This is a genomic window from Peteryoungia desertarenae, from assembly GCF_005860795.2.
In the GTDB taxonomy this organism is placed as follows: Bacteria; Pseudomonadota; Alphaproteobacteria; order Rhizobiales; family Rhizobiaceae; genus Allorhizobium; species Allorhizobium desertarenae.
Genome location: NZ_CP058350.1, coordinates 218,731 through 232,908 on the forward strand (window position 1 = coordinate 218,731; position 14,178 = coordinate 232,908).

11 protein-coding genes are annotated in these 14,178 nt (G+C 59.0%); 10 read left to right on the forward strand and 1 reads right to left on the reverse strand.

All coding sequences use genetic code 11. The annotated features are described in order from the left end of the window. A complete protein-coding gene (locus tag FE840_RS01035) occupies positions 1-2,097 on the reverse strand; it encodes a bifunctional rhamnulose-1-phosphate aldolase/short-chain dehydrogenase (protein WP_138288854.1) in 2,097 nt (698 codons plus the stop codon). 201 nt (positions 2,098-2,298) lie between these two features. Between FE840_RS01035 and FE840_RS01040 the strand changes: the two genes are divergently transcribed. The 10 genes from FE840_RS01040 to FE840_RS01085 all read left to right on the forward strand — a co-directional run bounded on the left by FE840_RS01040 (position 2,299) and on the right by FE840_RS01085 (position 14,158). Beyond that, positions 2,299-3,111: a DeoR/GlpR family DNA-binding transcription regulator gene (locus FE840_RS01040; RefSeq protein ID WP_138288853.1), complete on the forward strand. Its 813-nt coding sequence runs from the start codon at positions 2,299-2,301 to the stop codon at positions 3,109-3,111. Positions 3,112-3,163: 52 nt separating this feature from the next. Next, positions 3,164-4,159 (forward strand): rhamnose ABC transporter substrate-binding protein, encoded by a 996-nt coding sequence (gene rhaS, locus FE840_RS01045; RefSeq protein ID WP_138288852.1) that lies wholly within the window; start codon positions 3,164-3,166, stop codon positions 4,157-4,159. A 61-nt stretch (positions 4,160-4,220) separates the two neighbouring features. Beyond that, complete coding sequence (locus tag FE840_RS01050) at positions 4,221-5,756, forward strand: sugar ABC transporter ATP-binding protein (RefSeq protein ID WP_138288851.1); 1,536 nt, start codon at positions 4,221-4,223, stop codon at positions 5,754-5,756. Positions 5,757-5,764: 8 nt separating this feature from the next. After that, positions 5,765-6,760, forward strand: a complete 996-nt coding sequence (locus FE840_RS01055) for an ABC transporter permease (RefSeq protein WP_138288850.1) — start codon at positions 5,765-5,767, stop codon at positions 6,758-6,760. After that, positions 6,757-7,773 (forward strand): ABC transporter permease, encoded by a 1,017-nt coding sequence (locus FE840_RS01060; RefSeq protein WP_138288849.1) that lies wholly within the window; start codon positions 6,757-6,759, stop codon positions 7,771-7,773. The genes FE840_RS01055 and FE840_RS01060 overlap by 4 nt, the downstream gene beginning before the upstream one ends. Continuing rightward, complete coding sequence (gene rhaM, locus FE840_RS01065; RefSeq protein ID WP_138288848.1) at positions 7,770-8,093, forward strand: L-rhamnose mutarotase; 324 nt, start codon at positions 7,770-7,772, stop codon at positions 8,091-8,093. Before FE840_RS01060 ends, rhaM begins: the two co-directional genes overlap by 4 nt. Then, positions 8,090-9,457, forward strand: coding sequence for an FGGY-family carbohydrate kinase (locus tag FE840_RS01070; protein WP_138288847.1), 1,368 nt, complete (start codon positions 8,090-8,092; stop codon positions 9,455-9,457). Before rhaM ends, FE840_RS01070 begins: the two co-directional genes overlap by 4 nt. Before the next feature lie 167 nt (positions 9,458-9,624). Then, a complete protein-coding gene (locus tag FE840_RS01075; protein WP_138288846.1) occupies positions 9,625-11,607 on the forward strand; it encodes a putative bifunctional diguanylate cyclase/phosphodiesterase in 1,983 nt (660 codons plus the stop codon). A gap of 171 nt (positions 11,608-11,778) precedes the next feature. Next, entirely contained in the window at positions 11,779-12,549 is a 771-nt protein-coding gene (locus FE840_RS01080; RefSeq protein WP_138288845.1) for a LamB/YcsF family protein, read from the forward strand. 7 nt (positions 12,550-12,556) lie between these two features. Further along, a complete protein-coding gene (locus FE840_RS01085) occupies positions 12,557-14,158 on the forward strand; it encodes a 5-oxoprolinase subunit B/C family protein (RefSeq protein ID WP_138288844.1) in 1,602 nt (533 codons plus the stop codon). Positions 14,159-14,178 lie beyond the last annotated feature (20 nt).

Genomic DNA, 14,178 nt, shown 5'->3' on the forward strand with positions numbered 1-14,178 from the left:
TCAGCGGGTGAAGCTCTGTGCGTTGCCGGCATCGACATTGATGATGTTGCCGGTCGACTTGGCCGAAAGGTCCGACGCCAGGAAGTAGATGGCTTCGGCAATGTCTTCCGGGAAGACATTCAGCTTCAGCATTGAGCGGTTACGGTAGTGCTCTTCGAGATCGGTGACTTCGATCTTCGAGGAGGCCGCGCGCTGTTCGCGCCACTCGCCGTTCCAGATTTTCGAACCGCGCAGCACGGCATCGGGATTGACGGTGTTGACGCGGATGCCAGCTTCCGCCCCTTCGAGCGCCAGGCAGCGAGCGAGATGGATCTCGGCAGCTTTCGCCGTGCAATAGGCGGACGCATTCGGCGAAGAGGCAAGGCCGTTCTTCGAGGCAACGAAGACGACGTTGCCGCCAAGCTTCTGACGCCGGAACAAGCGGAAGGCCTCGCGGGAAACGAGGAAATAGCCGGTTGCCAGGATGCTGATATTCTTGTCCCACATGGCAAGCGTCGTGTCTTCGACCGGCGCAGACGAGGCGATCCCGGCATTCGAGACGAGGATATCGACGCCACCGAATTCCACGCAGGCTTCGGAGAAGGAGCGGATAACCGCATCTTCGCGTGTCACGTCGAGCTGAACGGAACGGACCACATCCGCGCCATGTCTCTTCGAGAAGTCGGCGACCGTCTGCTCCAGTGCCGCAGCATCAATATCGGCTAGCACCACGCAGGCACCTTCCGCCAGAAGCCTGTCGGCGGTCGCCCGGCCAATGCCGCCGGCGCCGCCGGTGACGAAGGCAACGCGACCGGCCAGGCTCTTCGGCTTCGGCATGCGCTGCAGCTTTGCCTCTTCGAGCAGCCAGTATTCGATGTCGAAAGCTTCCTGCTCCGGCAGTCCCTGATATTCGGAAACCGTCGAGGCGCCGCGCATGACGTTGATCGCATTGACGTAGAACTCACCGGCGATGCGAGCGGTTGCCTTGTCCTTGGCAAAGGACAGCATGCCGACCCCGGGAACCAGGAAGATCACTGGGTTCGGATCGCGGATCGAAGGCGAATTGTCGTGTTTGCAAGTCTCGTAGTAGCGGGTGTAGTCGGCGCGATAGGCTTCGAGCGCCTTGTCCAGGCCGGCAAGAACCGCATCGACATCCGGCTTTGCCGGATCGAAATCGACGATCAGCGGTCGGATCTTGGTGCGCAGGAAATGGTCGGGGCAGGACGTACCGAGGCTGCCCAGCGGCTGCAGGTTCTTCGAATTGAGGAATTCGAGCACGGCATCCTGGTCGTCGAAATGGCCGAGCTTGCGCTCTGCCTTGCCGATGCGACCGCGGATCTCGGGCATCAGGCGAGCGGCAATCGCGCGGCGCTCCTCTGCCGGCAGGCTCTTCGATACGGCACCGCCGAAGATCGTCTTGCCCTCGGTCTCCTTGGCAAACCACGCGATCGCCTTGTTGATGATCTCAAGCGTCAGCAGGTAGCAATCCTTGGCGTCGTTTGCCCAGGTGAACAGGCCATGGCTTTCGAGCACGACGCCCTTGGCGGTCGGATTGGCCTTCACGAAGGCTTCAAGATCAAGGCCGAGCTGGAAGCCGGGACGGCGCCAGGGCAGCCAGCCGATCTCCGAACCGAAGATCTTCTGCGTCAATTCCTTCGAATTCTTCGAGGCCGCAATCGCAATGATCGCGTCCGGATGCATGTGATCGACGTGGGTGAACGGCACGAAACCATGCAGTGGCGTATCGATCGAGGCCGCGCGCGGATTGAGGTTGAAGGTGCAATGCGGCAGGAAGCCGACCATGCGGTCTTCGTCATGCACACCCTTGTAGATGCCCTTCAGTGCTTCTAGCTTCTCCTGATAGAGCGTCGCAAAGCCATCGAGCTTGATCGTCCCGACGTCACCGCCCGAGCCCTTGACCCAGAGCACCTTGACCGTCGCACCGGTCAGCGGGTCGATCTCCATCACCTTGGCAGAGGTATTCCCGCCGCCGTAATTGGTGATGCGCTTGTCAGCGCCCAATAGATTGGAACGGTAAAGAAGCTTGCCGGGCTCATCCAGCTTGGCCGCATGGGCATCATCCCACCGGTTTTCGAGAAGGCGGGTCTGGCCCGTCATGACATCCTCCCTGCACAGATTTTCATGAGCGGTCGGCGACGGCTCATCTCCTTCTTGTTCGCAGGTATCGCGCAGCCATCCCGCAATTGTCAATCATTTTCGATCATTTCTTTTCATTGTGCGATGCAATATAATTATTTTTGATCGTTTATGATTGACAGCGTAAAAACATTGCGAATAAATCACCGTCAGGAGGACCCCATGCACGAACGCGAACGCCATCGCATTATTCTGAGCGCGATCCAGGAAAAGCCTGTGATCACGGTGCAGGATATTGCCGAGCTGACCGAGGCTTCAGAAGCCACGATCCGCCGGGATATCGCGTCTCTTCACGTGCAGGGAAAGCTGAGACGCGTCCGTGGTGGCGCCGAGGCTGTGCATCCCCCGCAGCTCGGCAATCTCGCTGCCCGCCCCTTCCGCGTTTCCGAATCGGTCAATATCGACAAGAAGCGCGCAATTGCGCGCGCAGCGGTCGATCTCTGTGAAGAAGGTGATTCGATCATCATCAACGGCGGCACCACCACCTTCCAGATGGTGCATTTCATGTCAGCCCGCCGCCTGCAGGTGATGACCAATTCCTTCGCCATTGCCGAGCACCTGGTGAAGCACTCGAAATGCACGGTTTCGGTACCCGGCGGCGCGATCTATCGCGACCAGAGCCTGATCCTGTCGCCTTTCGACAATGATGCGATCCGCAATTTCTACGCCCGCCGCATCTTCATCGGCGCGCAGGGCATCAATGCACTCGGCGTCATGGAGTCCGACGCACTCGTCATACAGAGCGAACAGAAACTGGTGCGCCAGGCCGAAGAACTGATTGTCATGGTCGACTCCAGCAAGTTCGCCAAGCGCTCAAGCCTGATCCTGTGCGCGCTCGACAAGGTGTCGACGATCATCACCGACGACAGAATTTCTGACGAGGCGGCTGCGATGGTCGCCGACGCCGGGATCAAGCTCATGACCGTGAAGCCGATGGCTTCTTCGGAAAAGGAGAATGCTCCATCCGTCGCCTGAGGAGATAGAGGCGAGGGTCTGGAGACTGCAATCATCAACCTGGGAGGAAAACATGAAATTGTCCAAGACCTTGCTTCTAGGCGTAGCGCTCACGCTCGCCACCATGTCCTCGGCAGCTCAGGCCGCTGACGTCAAGATTGCCCTTGTCGTGAAATCACTTGGCATTGGCTTCTTTGAAGCTGCCAACAAGGGCGCACAGGAAGCAGCCGCGGAACTCGGTGGCGTGGAAGTCATCTATACCGGCCCGACCTCGACAACAGCAGAAGGCCAGATTGAGGTCATCAACTCGCTGATCGCCCAGGGCGTCGATGCTATCGCGATTTCGGCAAATGATCCGGATGCCGTGGTACCCGCTTTGAAGCGCGCAATGGATCGCGGGATCAAGGTTATCTCATGGGATTCGGGCGTTGCCGCTGAAGGCCGCATCATGCATCTCAACCCGTCGTCCAACGCGCTGATCGGCAAGATGTGCCTGCAGCTCGCGGCAAACCATCTGCCAGACGGCAAGGGTGACTTCGCGATCCTGTCTGCCACGACCACCTCGACCAACCAGAACATCTGGATCGAGGAAATGAAGAAGCAGCTTTCGGACTTCCCCGGACTGAACCTCGTCACCACAGTCTATGGAGACGACCTTGCCGACAAGAGCTACCGTGAAGCCAATGGCCTTTTGACCTCGCAGCCTAACGTGAAGGTCATCGTTGCACCGACCACGGTAGGCGTTCTGGCCGCCTCACAGGCCGTCAAGGATGCAGGCAAGATCGGCGAAGTCTACGTCACCGGCCTCGGCCTTCCCTCTGAAATGGCAGGCGCCATCCAGTCGGGTGCAACCAAGGAATTCGCTATTTGGAACCCGATCGACCTTGGCTACTCTGCCACGCAGATCGCTTATCGCCTCGTAAAGGGTGAGACGGATGCGGCCCCCGGCTCCGAGATCGAAGCCGGTCGTATGGGCAAGATCGCTGTCGGCGAAGGTGGTGAAGCTGCCATGGCCGACCCCTTCGTCTACGATGCCTCCAACATCGAAGAGTTCTCCAAGATCTTCTGATCCTCTGGAAACCCTATCCCGGCGGCACTGCCGCCGGGACCTGTCGACAGCCGGTAAAGCGATGATGACCGTTCAAACTTCAAAATTGACCGCCGGCACAACGCCGGTCGATGACCCCTTGTTGGAAATGCGGGGCATTTCCCAGATATTCCCGGGGGTGAGGGCGCTGGATCGTGTGGATATCGCCCTTTATCCCGGCAAGGTCACCGCCTTGATCGGGGAGAACGGCGCCGGGAAATCCACACTGGTGAAAATCCTGACCGGCATCTATCGACCCAATGAAGGCGAGATCCGGATCGACGGGAAACCGATTTCATTATCCAATGCACAAGATGCAATCGATGCCGGCGTTACGGCCATCCACCAGGAAACTGTGCTTTTCGATGAACTCAGTGTCGGCGAAAACATCTTCCTCGGGCATGCACCAAAGAACCGTTTTGGTCTCATCGACTGGAAAAGCATCAACAGCCGGGCCCGTATACTGCTGGAAGCGCTGGAAAGTAAGATTGATCCGACCACCCGGCTGAAAGATCTTTCGATCGCCCAGCGCCATCTGGTCGCGATCGCCCGCGCACTCTCTGTCGATGCCCGCATCGTCATCATGGACGAACCGACAGCCGCCCTTTCGCGCAAGGAAATCGACGATCTCTTCCGCATCGTTGAAAACCTCAAGCAGCAGGGCAAGGCTATCCTTTTCATCAGCCACAAATTCGACGAGCTTTATGAGATCGCCGATCATTATGCCGTCTTCCGCGACGGGCGCATGGTCGGTTCTGGTCTGTTGAAATCCACGGCGCAGGACGAGATCGTCCGCCTGATGGTCGGTCGCGACGTGAATGAGGTCTTTCCGAAGACTGCCGTTGAAATTGGCCCCACGGTTCTTTCCGTCAGAGGCTATTCCCACGAGACCGAATTCCGCGACATCTCCTTTGATCTGCGGCGCGGCGAAATCCTTGGAGTCTACGGCCTGATCGGTGCCGGCCGGTCCGAACTCTGCCAGTCGCTTTTCGGCGTGACGAGACCGGCTGCCGGCACGCTGCAACTGAATGGCCAGCCAATCAGCATAGGCTCGCCAACCGACGCGATCGCCGCCGGCATCGTCTACGTCCCCGAAGAACGCGGACGTCACGGGCTGGCGCTCGAAATGCCGATCTACCAGAACATGTCGCTGCCTTCGCTGATCCGGACCTCTGTCCGCGGCTTCCTGAAGGCGGCCAATGAATTCGCCCTGGCACGGAAATATGCCGAACGGCTGGATCTGCGAGCCGCCGCTCTCTCGGTGCCGGTCGGCACTCTTTCCGGCGGCAATCAGCAGAAGGTTGTCATCGGCAAATGGCTTGCGACTGCGCCGAAGGTCATCATTCTCGACGAGCCGACCAAGGGTATCGACATCGGCTCCAAGGCAGCCGTCCACGCCTTCATCTCCGAACTGGCAGGCGAAGGTCTCTCCATCATCATGATCTCGTCCGAACTGCCGGAAATCCTCGGCATGTCTGACCGCGTCATGGTCATGCGCGAAGGCCTGTCCGCCGGCATTTTCGAGCGCGATCAACTGACGGCGGAACGGCTGGTCCGCGCCGCAACCGGCAATGCCTGAGGTGAGACATGCCAAACCTGCTGAAAAACCGTGAACTTCTCCTCGCATTCATCATCATCGGCATGATCTTTGGCTTTTCGACGCGAGCCGAAAACTTCGCAAGCCCTGTCAATCTCGCCAATATCTTCAACGATACGGCGATCCTGATCATCCTGGCGCTCGGCCAGATGGTGGTCATCCTGACCAAATCGATTGACCTGTCTGTGGCCGCAAACCTTGCCTTTACCGGCATGGCCGTCGCCATGCTTGATGCAGCCATGCCTGGCTTCCCTCTGCTTTTGCTGGTGCTGGTCGCAATCGGCATTGGAGCGACGCTGGGCGCCATCAATGGTTTTCTCGTTTGGGCGCTCAGCATTCCGCCGATCGTCGTGACACTCGGCACGCTTACCATCTATCGCGGCATGAGTTTCGTCCTGTCCGGCGGCGCCTGGGTCAACGCTCATCAGATGCAACCGGATTTCCTCGGCGTACCGCGCATGCCGGTGCTTGGCCTACCGATCCTGTCCTGGATTGCCATTGCAGCGGTCATCCTCGTCGGCTTCATTTTGACGCGCACCTCATTCGGCCGATCGACCTATGCCGCAGGCGGAAATCCGGTGGCCGCAGTATACGCCGGCATCAATGTCGGACGCGCACGCTTCCTGGCCTTCGTTCTCTCCGGTGCATTGGCTGGCCTTGCAGGTTACCTTTGGGTCTCGCGTTATGCCGTCGCCTATGTCGATATCGCCGCCGGCTTCGAACTCGACAGTGTCGCGGCCTGCGTCATCGGCGGTATCTCGATTGCGGGCGGCATTGGCACGGTCATTGGTACAGTCTTGGGCGCGCTCTTCCTCGGGGTAATCAAGAACGCCCTGCCCGTCATCGGTATCTCGCCTTTCGCTCAGATGGCAATCTCCGGCATCGTGATTGTTCTGGCTGTTGTCTTCAATGCAAGGGCCGAAGCAAGGAAGGGCCGCATCATCCTGCGCGACAGCGCAGCAAAGTCTACGGAGGTGAGCGCATGAGCACGACCGGAAGTGAAACTATTGTCAGGCGACAGATCCCGGATCGGCTCGACACTCCGTTGAAGCGTGCCTTCGGTAGCTGGGAAATGCTGCTTTTCGCCGTCGCGATCGCGATCTTCATCGCCAATTCTCTGGCTTCACCTTACTTCCTCAATGCTTGGAACCTTTCGGACGCGACATTCAACTTTACAGAGAAGGCAATGATCGCCTTTGCCATGGCGCTCTTGATCATTGCCGGCGAAATCGACCTCTCTGTTGCGGCGATCATCGCGCTCGCTTCCACCGCTATGGGCTTTGCCGTCCAGATGGGGGTCAGCACTCCGGGACTGGTCGCCATTGGTATCACGACAGGCCTTGCCTGCGGGGCCTTCAACGGCCTTCTCGTTGCCGTGTTCAAGCTGCCTTCCATTGTCGTAACGATTGGCACGATGAGCCTGTTTCGCGGCATTTCCTATCTGGTGCTCGGCGATCAAGCATTCGGCAAGTATCCCGCCGACTTTGCCTTCTTCGGTCAGGGCTATGTCTTCTGGGTCATCTCGTTCGAGTTCGTGCTCTTTCTCATTGTGGCTGCCATCTTCGGCGTGATCCTGCACGCAACCAATTTCGGGCGGCAAGTCTATGTGATCGGAAACAATCCACTGGCCGCGCGCTTTTCCGGCATCCCGGTGGAAAGGGTGAAGTTCAAGCTCTTCCTGCTGACAGGCTTGATGAGCGGCATTGCCGCGATCTGCCTGACGTCGAGACTGGGCTCGACCCGACCCTCGATCGCACAGGGATGGGAACTCGAAGTGGTCACGATGGTCGTCCTCGGCGGTGTCTCCATCCTCGGAGGCTCCGGCACCATTCTGGGTGTCTTCATCGCTGCCTTCGTCATGGGTCTCGTAACCTTCGGCCTCGGCCTTCTGAATGTCCCCGGCATTGTCATGTCGATCTTCATAGGCCTGCTGCTGATCATCACCATCGCCCTTCCCATCATTGCCCGCAGGATAAAGCACGCAAGGAGCGCCGGATGAGCAATCTGGAAACCTATGCATTCAAGATGCAACTCAATCCGGGCATGGAAGCCGAATACAGGAGGCGCCATGATGAGATCTGGCCGGAATTGCTGGAGCTTTTAACGAACGCCGGTGTCAGCGATTACTCGATCCATCTCGATCGCGAGACAAACACGCTGTTTGGCGTCCTGAAGCGACCTGCCAATCACGGCATGGCGGGCTTGCCGGAGCATCCGGTAATGAAGCGCTGGTGGGCGCATATGGCCGATATCATGGAAACGAACCCTGACAACTCGCCAGTCGCAAAAGATCTCGTTTTGGTTTTCCACGCGCAATGAGCAACCGGACACCAGCGCGCATAGCTGTCATCGACATCGGCAAGACAAATGCCAAGGTCGTGGTGGTGGACGCCGCATCCGCACGCGAACTTGGCCTGCGCAAGACGCCAAATACCGTCCGGCGCACGGCCCCATATCCCCATTTCGATACGGAAGCGCTGTGGCAATTCATCCTTTCAGCATTGAAAGATCTGGCCGTTGAGCCGGGTTACGACGCCATTTCCATCACGACCCATGGCGCGAGTGCCGCACTTCTGGACGCGCAGGGCAATCTCGCTTTGCCCGTTCTGGAATACGAGCATCTCTATCCGGACGAGATCAACCGAAGCTATGACCAGCTTCGTCCAGATTTCGGTCAAACTTTTTCGCCTTGTCTCGCCGGTGGGCTGAACCTCGGAGCGCAATTCCACTATCAGAAGACCGCCTACCCCAAGGAGTTTGCCCGGGTCGCCACGATCGTGACCTATCCTCAATACTGGGCTTTCAGGCTGACCGGTGTCGCGGCCAACGAAACAACGTCTCTCGGCTGCCATACGGACCTCTGGCTTCCTTTCGACAAAACCTACTCCCCCCTCGTCGACAGGCTTGATATCCGCGACAAGCTCGCACCGATACGATCAGCCTTTGACGTACTGGGAGATGTCCGTCCCGAAATTGCGACGGCGATTGGCCTGACAAAGCCGGTATCCGTTCAATGCGGAATTCACGATTCCAATGCCTCTCTCCTTCCCCACCTGATCGGCTTCGGAGCGCCCTGCACCGTCGTCTCAACGGGAACCTGGGTCATCTGCTTTGCCGCCGGAGGCAAACCGGAAAACCTCGACCCGATGCGAGATACACTGGTCAACGTCGATGCCTATGGCAATCCAGTGCCTTCGGCCCGATTTATGGGGGGACGGGAATGGGAACTGTTGACCGCTGGCTTGCCGGCGATCACTGAAAGCGAGGCGGCAGATGCCCTAAACGACGTCATCGCTAAAAGGATCATGCACCGACCGGGCCTGGTAAACGGCAGCGGCCCCTTCCCCACGGGTGAAGGCCGTTGGACCAGGGTCCCGGAAACGCCAGCCGCGACCCATGCTGCTGCGAGCCTGTATGAAGCACTGATGACGGCAACCTGCCTGGACCTCATTGCAGCAGACGGGCCGATCATTATTGAAGGTCCCTTTGCGTCCAATGGTATCTACACCGCCGCACTCGCCAGCCTGACCGGGCGCTCCGTCTACATTTCCCAGGCCATCACCGGGACTGCGATCGGTGCGGCTCTGCTGACAGGGACAAGCCCGGTGTCTGAACTGGCTCCCGTACCGTCCAACGGACTTGTCCTCAATGACTATGCTACCCATTGGCGCGCATTGAATTGAGGGCAAGCGTTTCTATTTCCTGCATATTCTCTTTCCTTGGGAAGCTCGGTCGGCAGCAGGAGCAAAGACCAATAGGCGCATATTTGCGTTAATTTAACATATCCTCATCTAGTCTCTTCTACCAAGGCGCGAGTTGGAAGCGGCGTGCAGATGAGGATGCGTATGATATGAAGACAGCGATCAGCCAGTTTTGGGATGTGTTCAGGGTACCGAACGGCAATCCGGAACTGACGCTTGCGCAGTATGAAGCTTTCTCGAAACAGGTGCCGCTTCTCTATTTCATACTCGCGACAAATCTGATCTCGCTGTCATGGACCCATCAGGGCGTCGCACCCGACTATCTCGTCCGCTACATTCCAGGGCTATTGGTTCTCGCCTTTGCATTGCGCGGAGTCATCTGGTTCACCCGGCGGAAGATGAGGGTTACTGCCGAGCAGGCTTTCCGCAAACTGAGATCGACAAATCGTCTGGCGATCCCGATTGCGGTCGTCTGCACCGCCTGGGCTCTTGCTGTTTTCCCTTATGGAAACGCCCATCAGCAAGCGCATGTCGCCTTCTTTATGGCCATCACCGTCATCGGCTGTATCTTCTGTCTGATGCACCTGCGCTCGGCCGCCTTGATGGTGACTATCCTGGTCAACTTCCCCTTCTTCGTGTTCATGGTGTGGACGGGTGAGCCGACATTTATTGCAACGGGAGTAAATGTCATCCTCGTCTGCATGGCCATGGTCATGATCCTGCTGACGCACTATCGCGATTTTCGGCAATTGCATGAAACGAGCCAGGTTCTGATGCTGCAGCAAACGGCTCTGCAGGAACAGAACAAGGCGATGCAGGCCCTGTCTGACGAGAACTTGCGGCTCGCCAATCTCGACAGCCTGACAATGCTCGCCAATCGCCGCTGCTTTTTCCAAAGCCTCGATATTCAGTTCGAGCGGGCACGGAAATCAGGCACTCAACTCGCTATCGGCGTTATCGATCTTGATGGCTTCAAGCCGATCAACGATATGTTCGGCCATGCTGCGGGTGACAAAGTGCTTGTCGAGGTCGGTGAACGGCTGAGCCGGATGGCCACAGGCGATTTGTCGGTCTACCGCCTGGGAGGCGACGAGTTCGCCCTTACTCTCTGCGGGGAAGTCACGGAAGCAAGGGTGCAGTCCCTGGGTGCTGCCGTCTGTGAGGCGATTGCCGAGCGCATCAACGCGGGATCAGCCGTTGTTCAGGTCACAGGTTCGATCGGATTTGCCATCTATCCAGACGTTGGAGCAAACGGGCAGGAGCTCTACGAACGGGCAGACTATGCTCTCTATGCTGCAAAGCGAAACCAGCGCGCCGGCGCAGTTATCTTCAACGCCGTCCAGGCCAGCGAGCTTTCAAGACAGAAGACTGTTGAAGAGGCATTGCTTGCCGCAGACCTTGAAACAGAACTCCAGCTCGTCTTCCAGCCGATCATCGACATCGCCTTGGACAAAACCGTTGGTTATGAAGCACTTGTTCGCTGGCATAGTCCAAGCCTTGGTCTTGTTTCGCCGGGCGAGTTCATTCCGATCGCGGAGCATACCGGCCGCATTGGCCTGATTACCCGACTGGTTTTGAAACAGGCATTGGAAGTGGCCAAGACCTGGCCTGATGACATCTATCTCTCCTGCAACCTGTCACCCCACGATATCACCACGCCGGATTACGCCCTTCGCATTGTCTCGACCGTGATGAGCAGTGGATTCAACCCGCGACGGATCAATTTCGAGATCACCGAAACGGCCGTCATGCACGACTTCGATCAGGCAATCATTTCGATTCAGCTGCTGCGTGACATCGGTGCTGGCGTGTCGCTCGACGATTTCGGCACCGGCTATTCGAGCCTCAATCACGTCCACAAGCTGCCGCTCACCAAAATCAAGATCGACAGCAGCTTTGTGCGCGACATCCATATCCTCCCGTCAAGCTTCCAGATCGTCAAATCCGTGCTCGCCCTGAGCGCAGAAATGGGCTTGGAAGCCATTGTAGAGGGAGTTGAAACGGCAGAGGAACTGGCGGTTTTGAAAGATCTCGGCGTTAGATCCGTTCAGGGTTTCTATTTCTCCCGCCCGGTGCCTGCGTCCGAGACAATCAGTACTCAATCCGTCGAGCGGCAGCAGATACGCGCCTGAATATCAGGCCACTACACCACTTTCGCGCTTGCAATGTCGCGGGTCTTCGGCAGTAATCCTTTGACTTTCAACATTAACTTGCCCCTCCCGATCAGGCGGGGCAATCGTCGACAGCGCCGGTCCGCAAGCTATCGGATGCAAGGGCACCGTTGACAGACACGGGTGTAAGACATGACTGCCATCGATCTGAACAGCGACCTCGGCGAAAGCTATGGCGCCTGGGCTATGGGCGACGACGAGGCGATGCTCGCAATCGTCTCCAGCGCCAATGTCGCCTGCGGTTTCCATGCCGGCGATCCCGTCGGCATCCTGAAGACCGTGAAAGCTGCCGCAGAGCGCGGTGTCTCGATCGGGGCGCATGTCTCCTATCCCGACCGCGTCGGCTTTGGCCGGCGCGACATGGATGTCACATCAGCGGAACTGACCGCCGATGTGATCTACCAGATCGGCGCGCTGAAGGGTGTTGCGGCGGCTGCCGGCGTCACCGTCGGCTATGTGAAGCCGCATGGTGCGCTCTACAATCGCATCGCCCATGACCCGAAGCAGGGCCAGGCGGTGATCGACGGGATCAAGGCGATCGATGCCGATCTGGTGATGATGGGGCTGGCAGGCTCGCCGATCCTCGATCTCGCCCGCGCCTCTGGGCTGAAGGTCGTTGCTGAGGCTTTCGCCGACCGCGCCTATACTCCTTCCGGTGCGCTTGTCTCCCGCCGGGAGCCGGGTGCGGTGCTGCACGATTCTGCGCTGATTGCCCGACGCATGCTGCAGCTTGCCCATGAGGGGACGATCGAGGCGATCGATGGTTCGACCATCAGGATCGAGGCTCAGTCCATTTGCGTGCATCGCGACAGCCCCGGTGCTGTCGCGATCGCGCGGGAGATCCGCCAGGCTTTCGAGAAGGACGGCATCACGGTGCGATCCTTCCTCCAAGCGCGTTCCTGAGGCTCCGATGCGTTTCCTTCCCGTCAGCCTGACCGTTCTGATCGTCGAATTGAACGATCTCGACGAGACGCTCGCGCTCTTTGCCTCGCTGGAAGCCGAACCGGTGGATGGCATCGTCGACATCGTCCCGGCGGCCCGGACGCTGATGATCCGGTTCCGTCCGGAGATCCTGACGGCGGAAGGCTTGGCTGCGGCGATCAGCACCCGTGATCTTTCGGCGAAGATTGCGCCGTCCGACATGCTGGTCGAGATCCCCGTCACCTATGATGGCGAAGACCTGAAGGATGTTGCGGAGCTGACGGGACTTTCCGTCAGCGAGGTGATCGAGCGGCACACGGCAAGCGAATTTACCGTGGCCTTTAGCGGCTTTGCGCCTGGTTTCGGCTATCTGGTCGGGGGCGACCCGGCCTTGCAGGTGCCGCGGCGGCAAAGCCCGCGCACGAAGATCCCCGCAGGATCGGTCGCGCTGGCCGGTGCCTTCTCCGGTGTCTATCCGCAGGCAAGCCCCGGTGGCTGGCAGATCATCGGCACAACGCCGCTCAAGATGTGGGACCTTACGCGCGATCCACCTGCACTCTTCCAGCCGGGATACCGCGTGCGGTTCTTCGATCTTGCAAAGCGAACTCAGAGCGTGGTTGTGCCCGGTCGAGCAGAACCGATCTCCACCGGCACCACTGCATCCGATGCAGCCACGACGATTACTGTCACCGCAGCCCCGATGCCGGCGCTGGTGCAGGATCTCGGCCGTTTCGGCCAGGCCGGACAAGGCGTATCCTCCTCAGGCGCTCTCGACCAGGGGGCCTTCCGTGCGGCGAACCGGATTGTCGGCAATCCCTTGGAAGCGCCCTGCCTGGAGATCACGATGGGCGGTTTCGCATTCGAGATTTCCGGGCCGACCGTGATGGCGCTTACCGGCGCTCCCTGCCCGATCGTTATCCGCAACAAGGCGGGTCGGACCATTCCAGCCGAAGGATATCAGCCGATTTCGCTCGAAGCGGGAGACATGGTTTCCCTCGGTTTTGCGCCAGGGGGAGCCCGCAGCTATCTGGCATTTCGTGGTGGTCTCGACGTGGCACCGGTTCTCGGCAGCGCCTCGACGGATACGCTCGCCGTAGTCGGGCCGGAGCCGGTCGGCGTCGGCGCGGTGCTAGCCATTGGACATGGAGAGCACCGCCTTTCGCCGGTGTCGCTGACCGAGAGCCCCGCCTTTGTCTGTCCGGCACCGGGCGAAATCGTCACGCTCGATGTCGTCATGGGCCCCCGTAGCGACTGGTTCACCGAGCGGGGGATCAAGACGCTGTCGAGCCAGGTCTACGAGGTGACGCCGCAATCGAATCGGGTCGGCATTCGGCTCTCCGCTCCTGAGGCGCTCGAGCGCAAGGACAAGGCGGAGCTTCCGAGCGAGGGGACGGCGACGGGGGCTATCCAGGTTCCGCATAGCGGGCAGCCCGTGCTCTTCCTCGCCGACCACCCGCTGACCGGCGGCTACCCGGTGATCGGCACGGTCGCCGAATATCATCTCGATCTCGCCGGCCAGATCCCGGTGAATGCGAAAATTCAATTCCGGCCCATAACGCGTTTCGCCGAGATCAAGCCCGACCGGGCATGATCCGCCAAGCAGCGATGGCA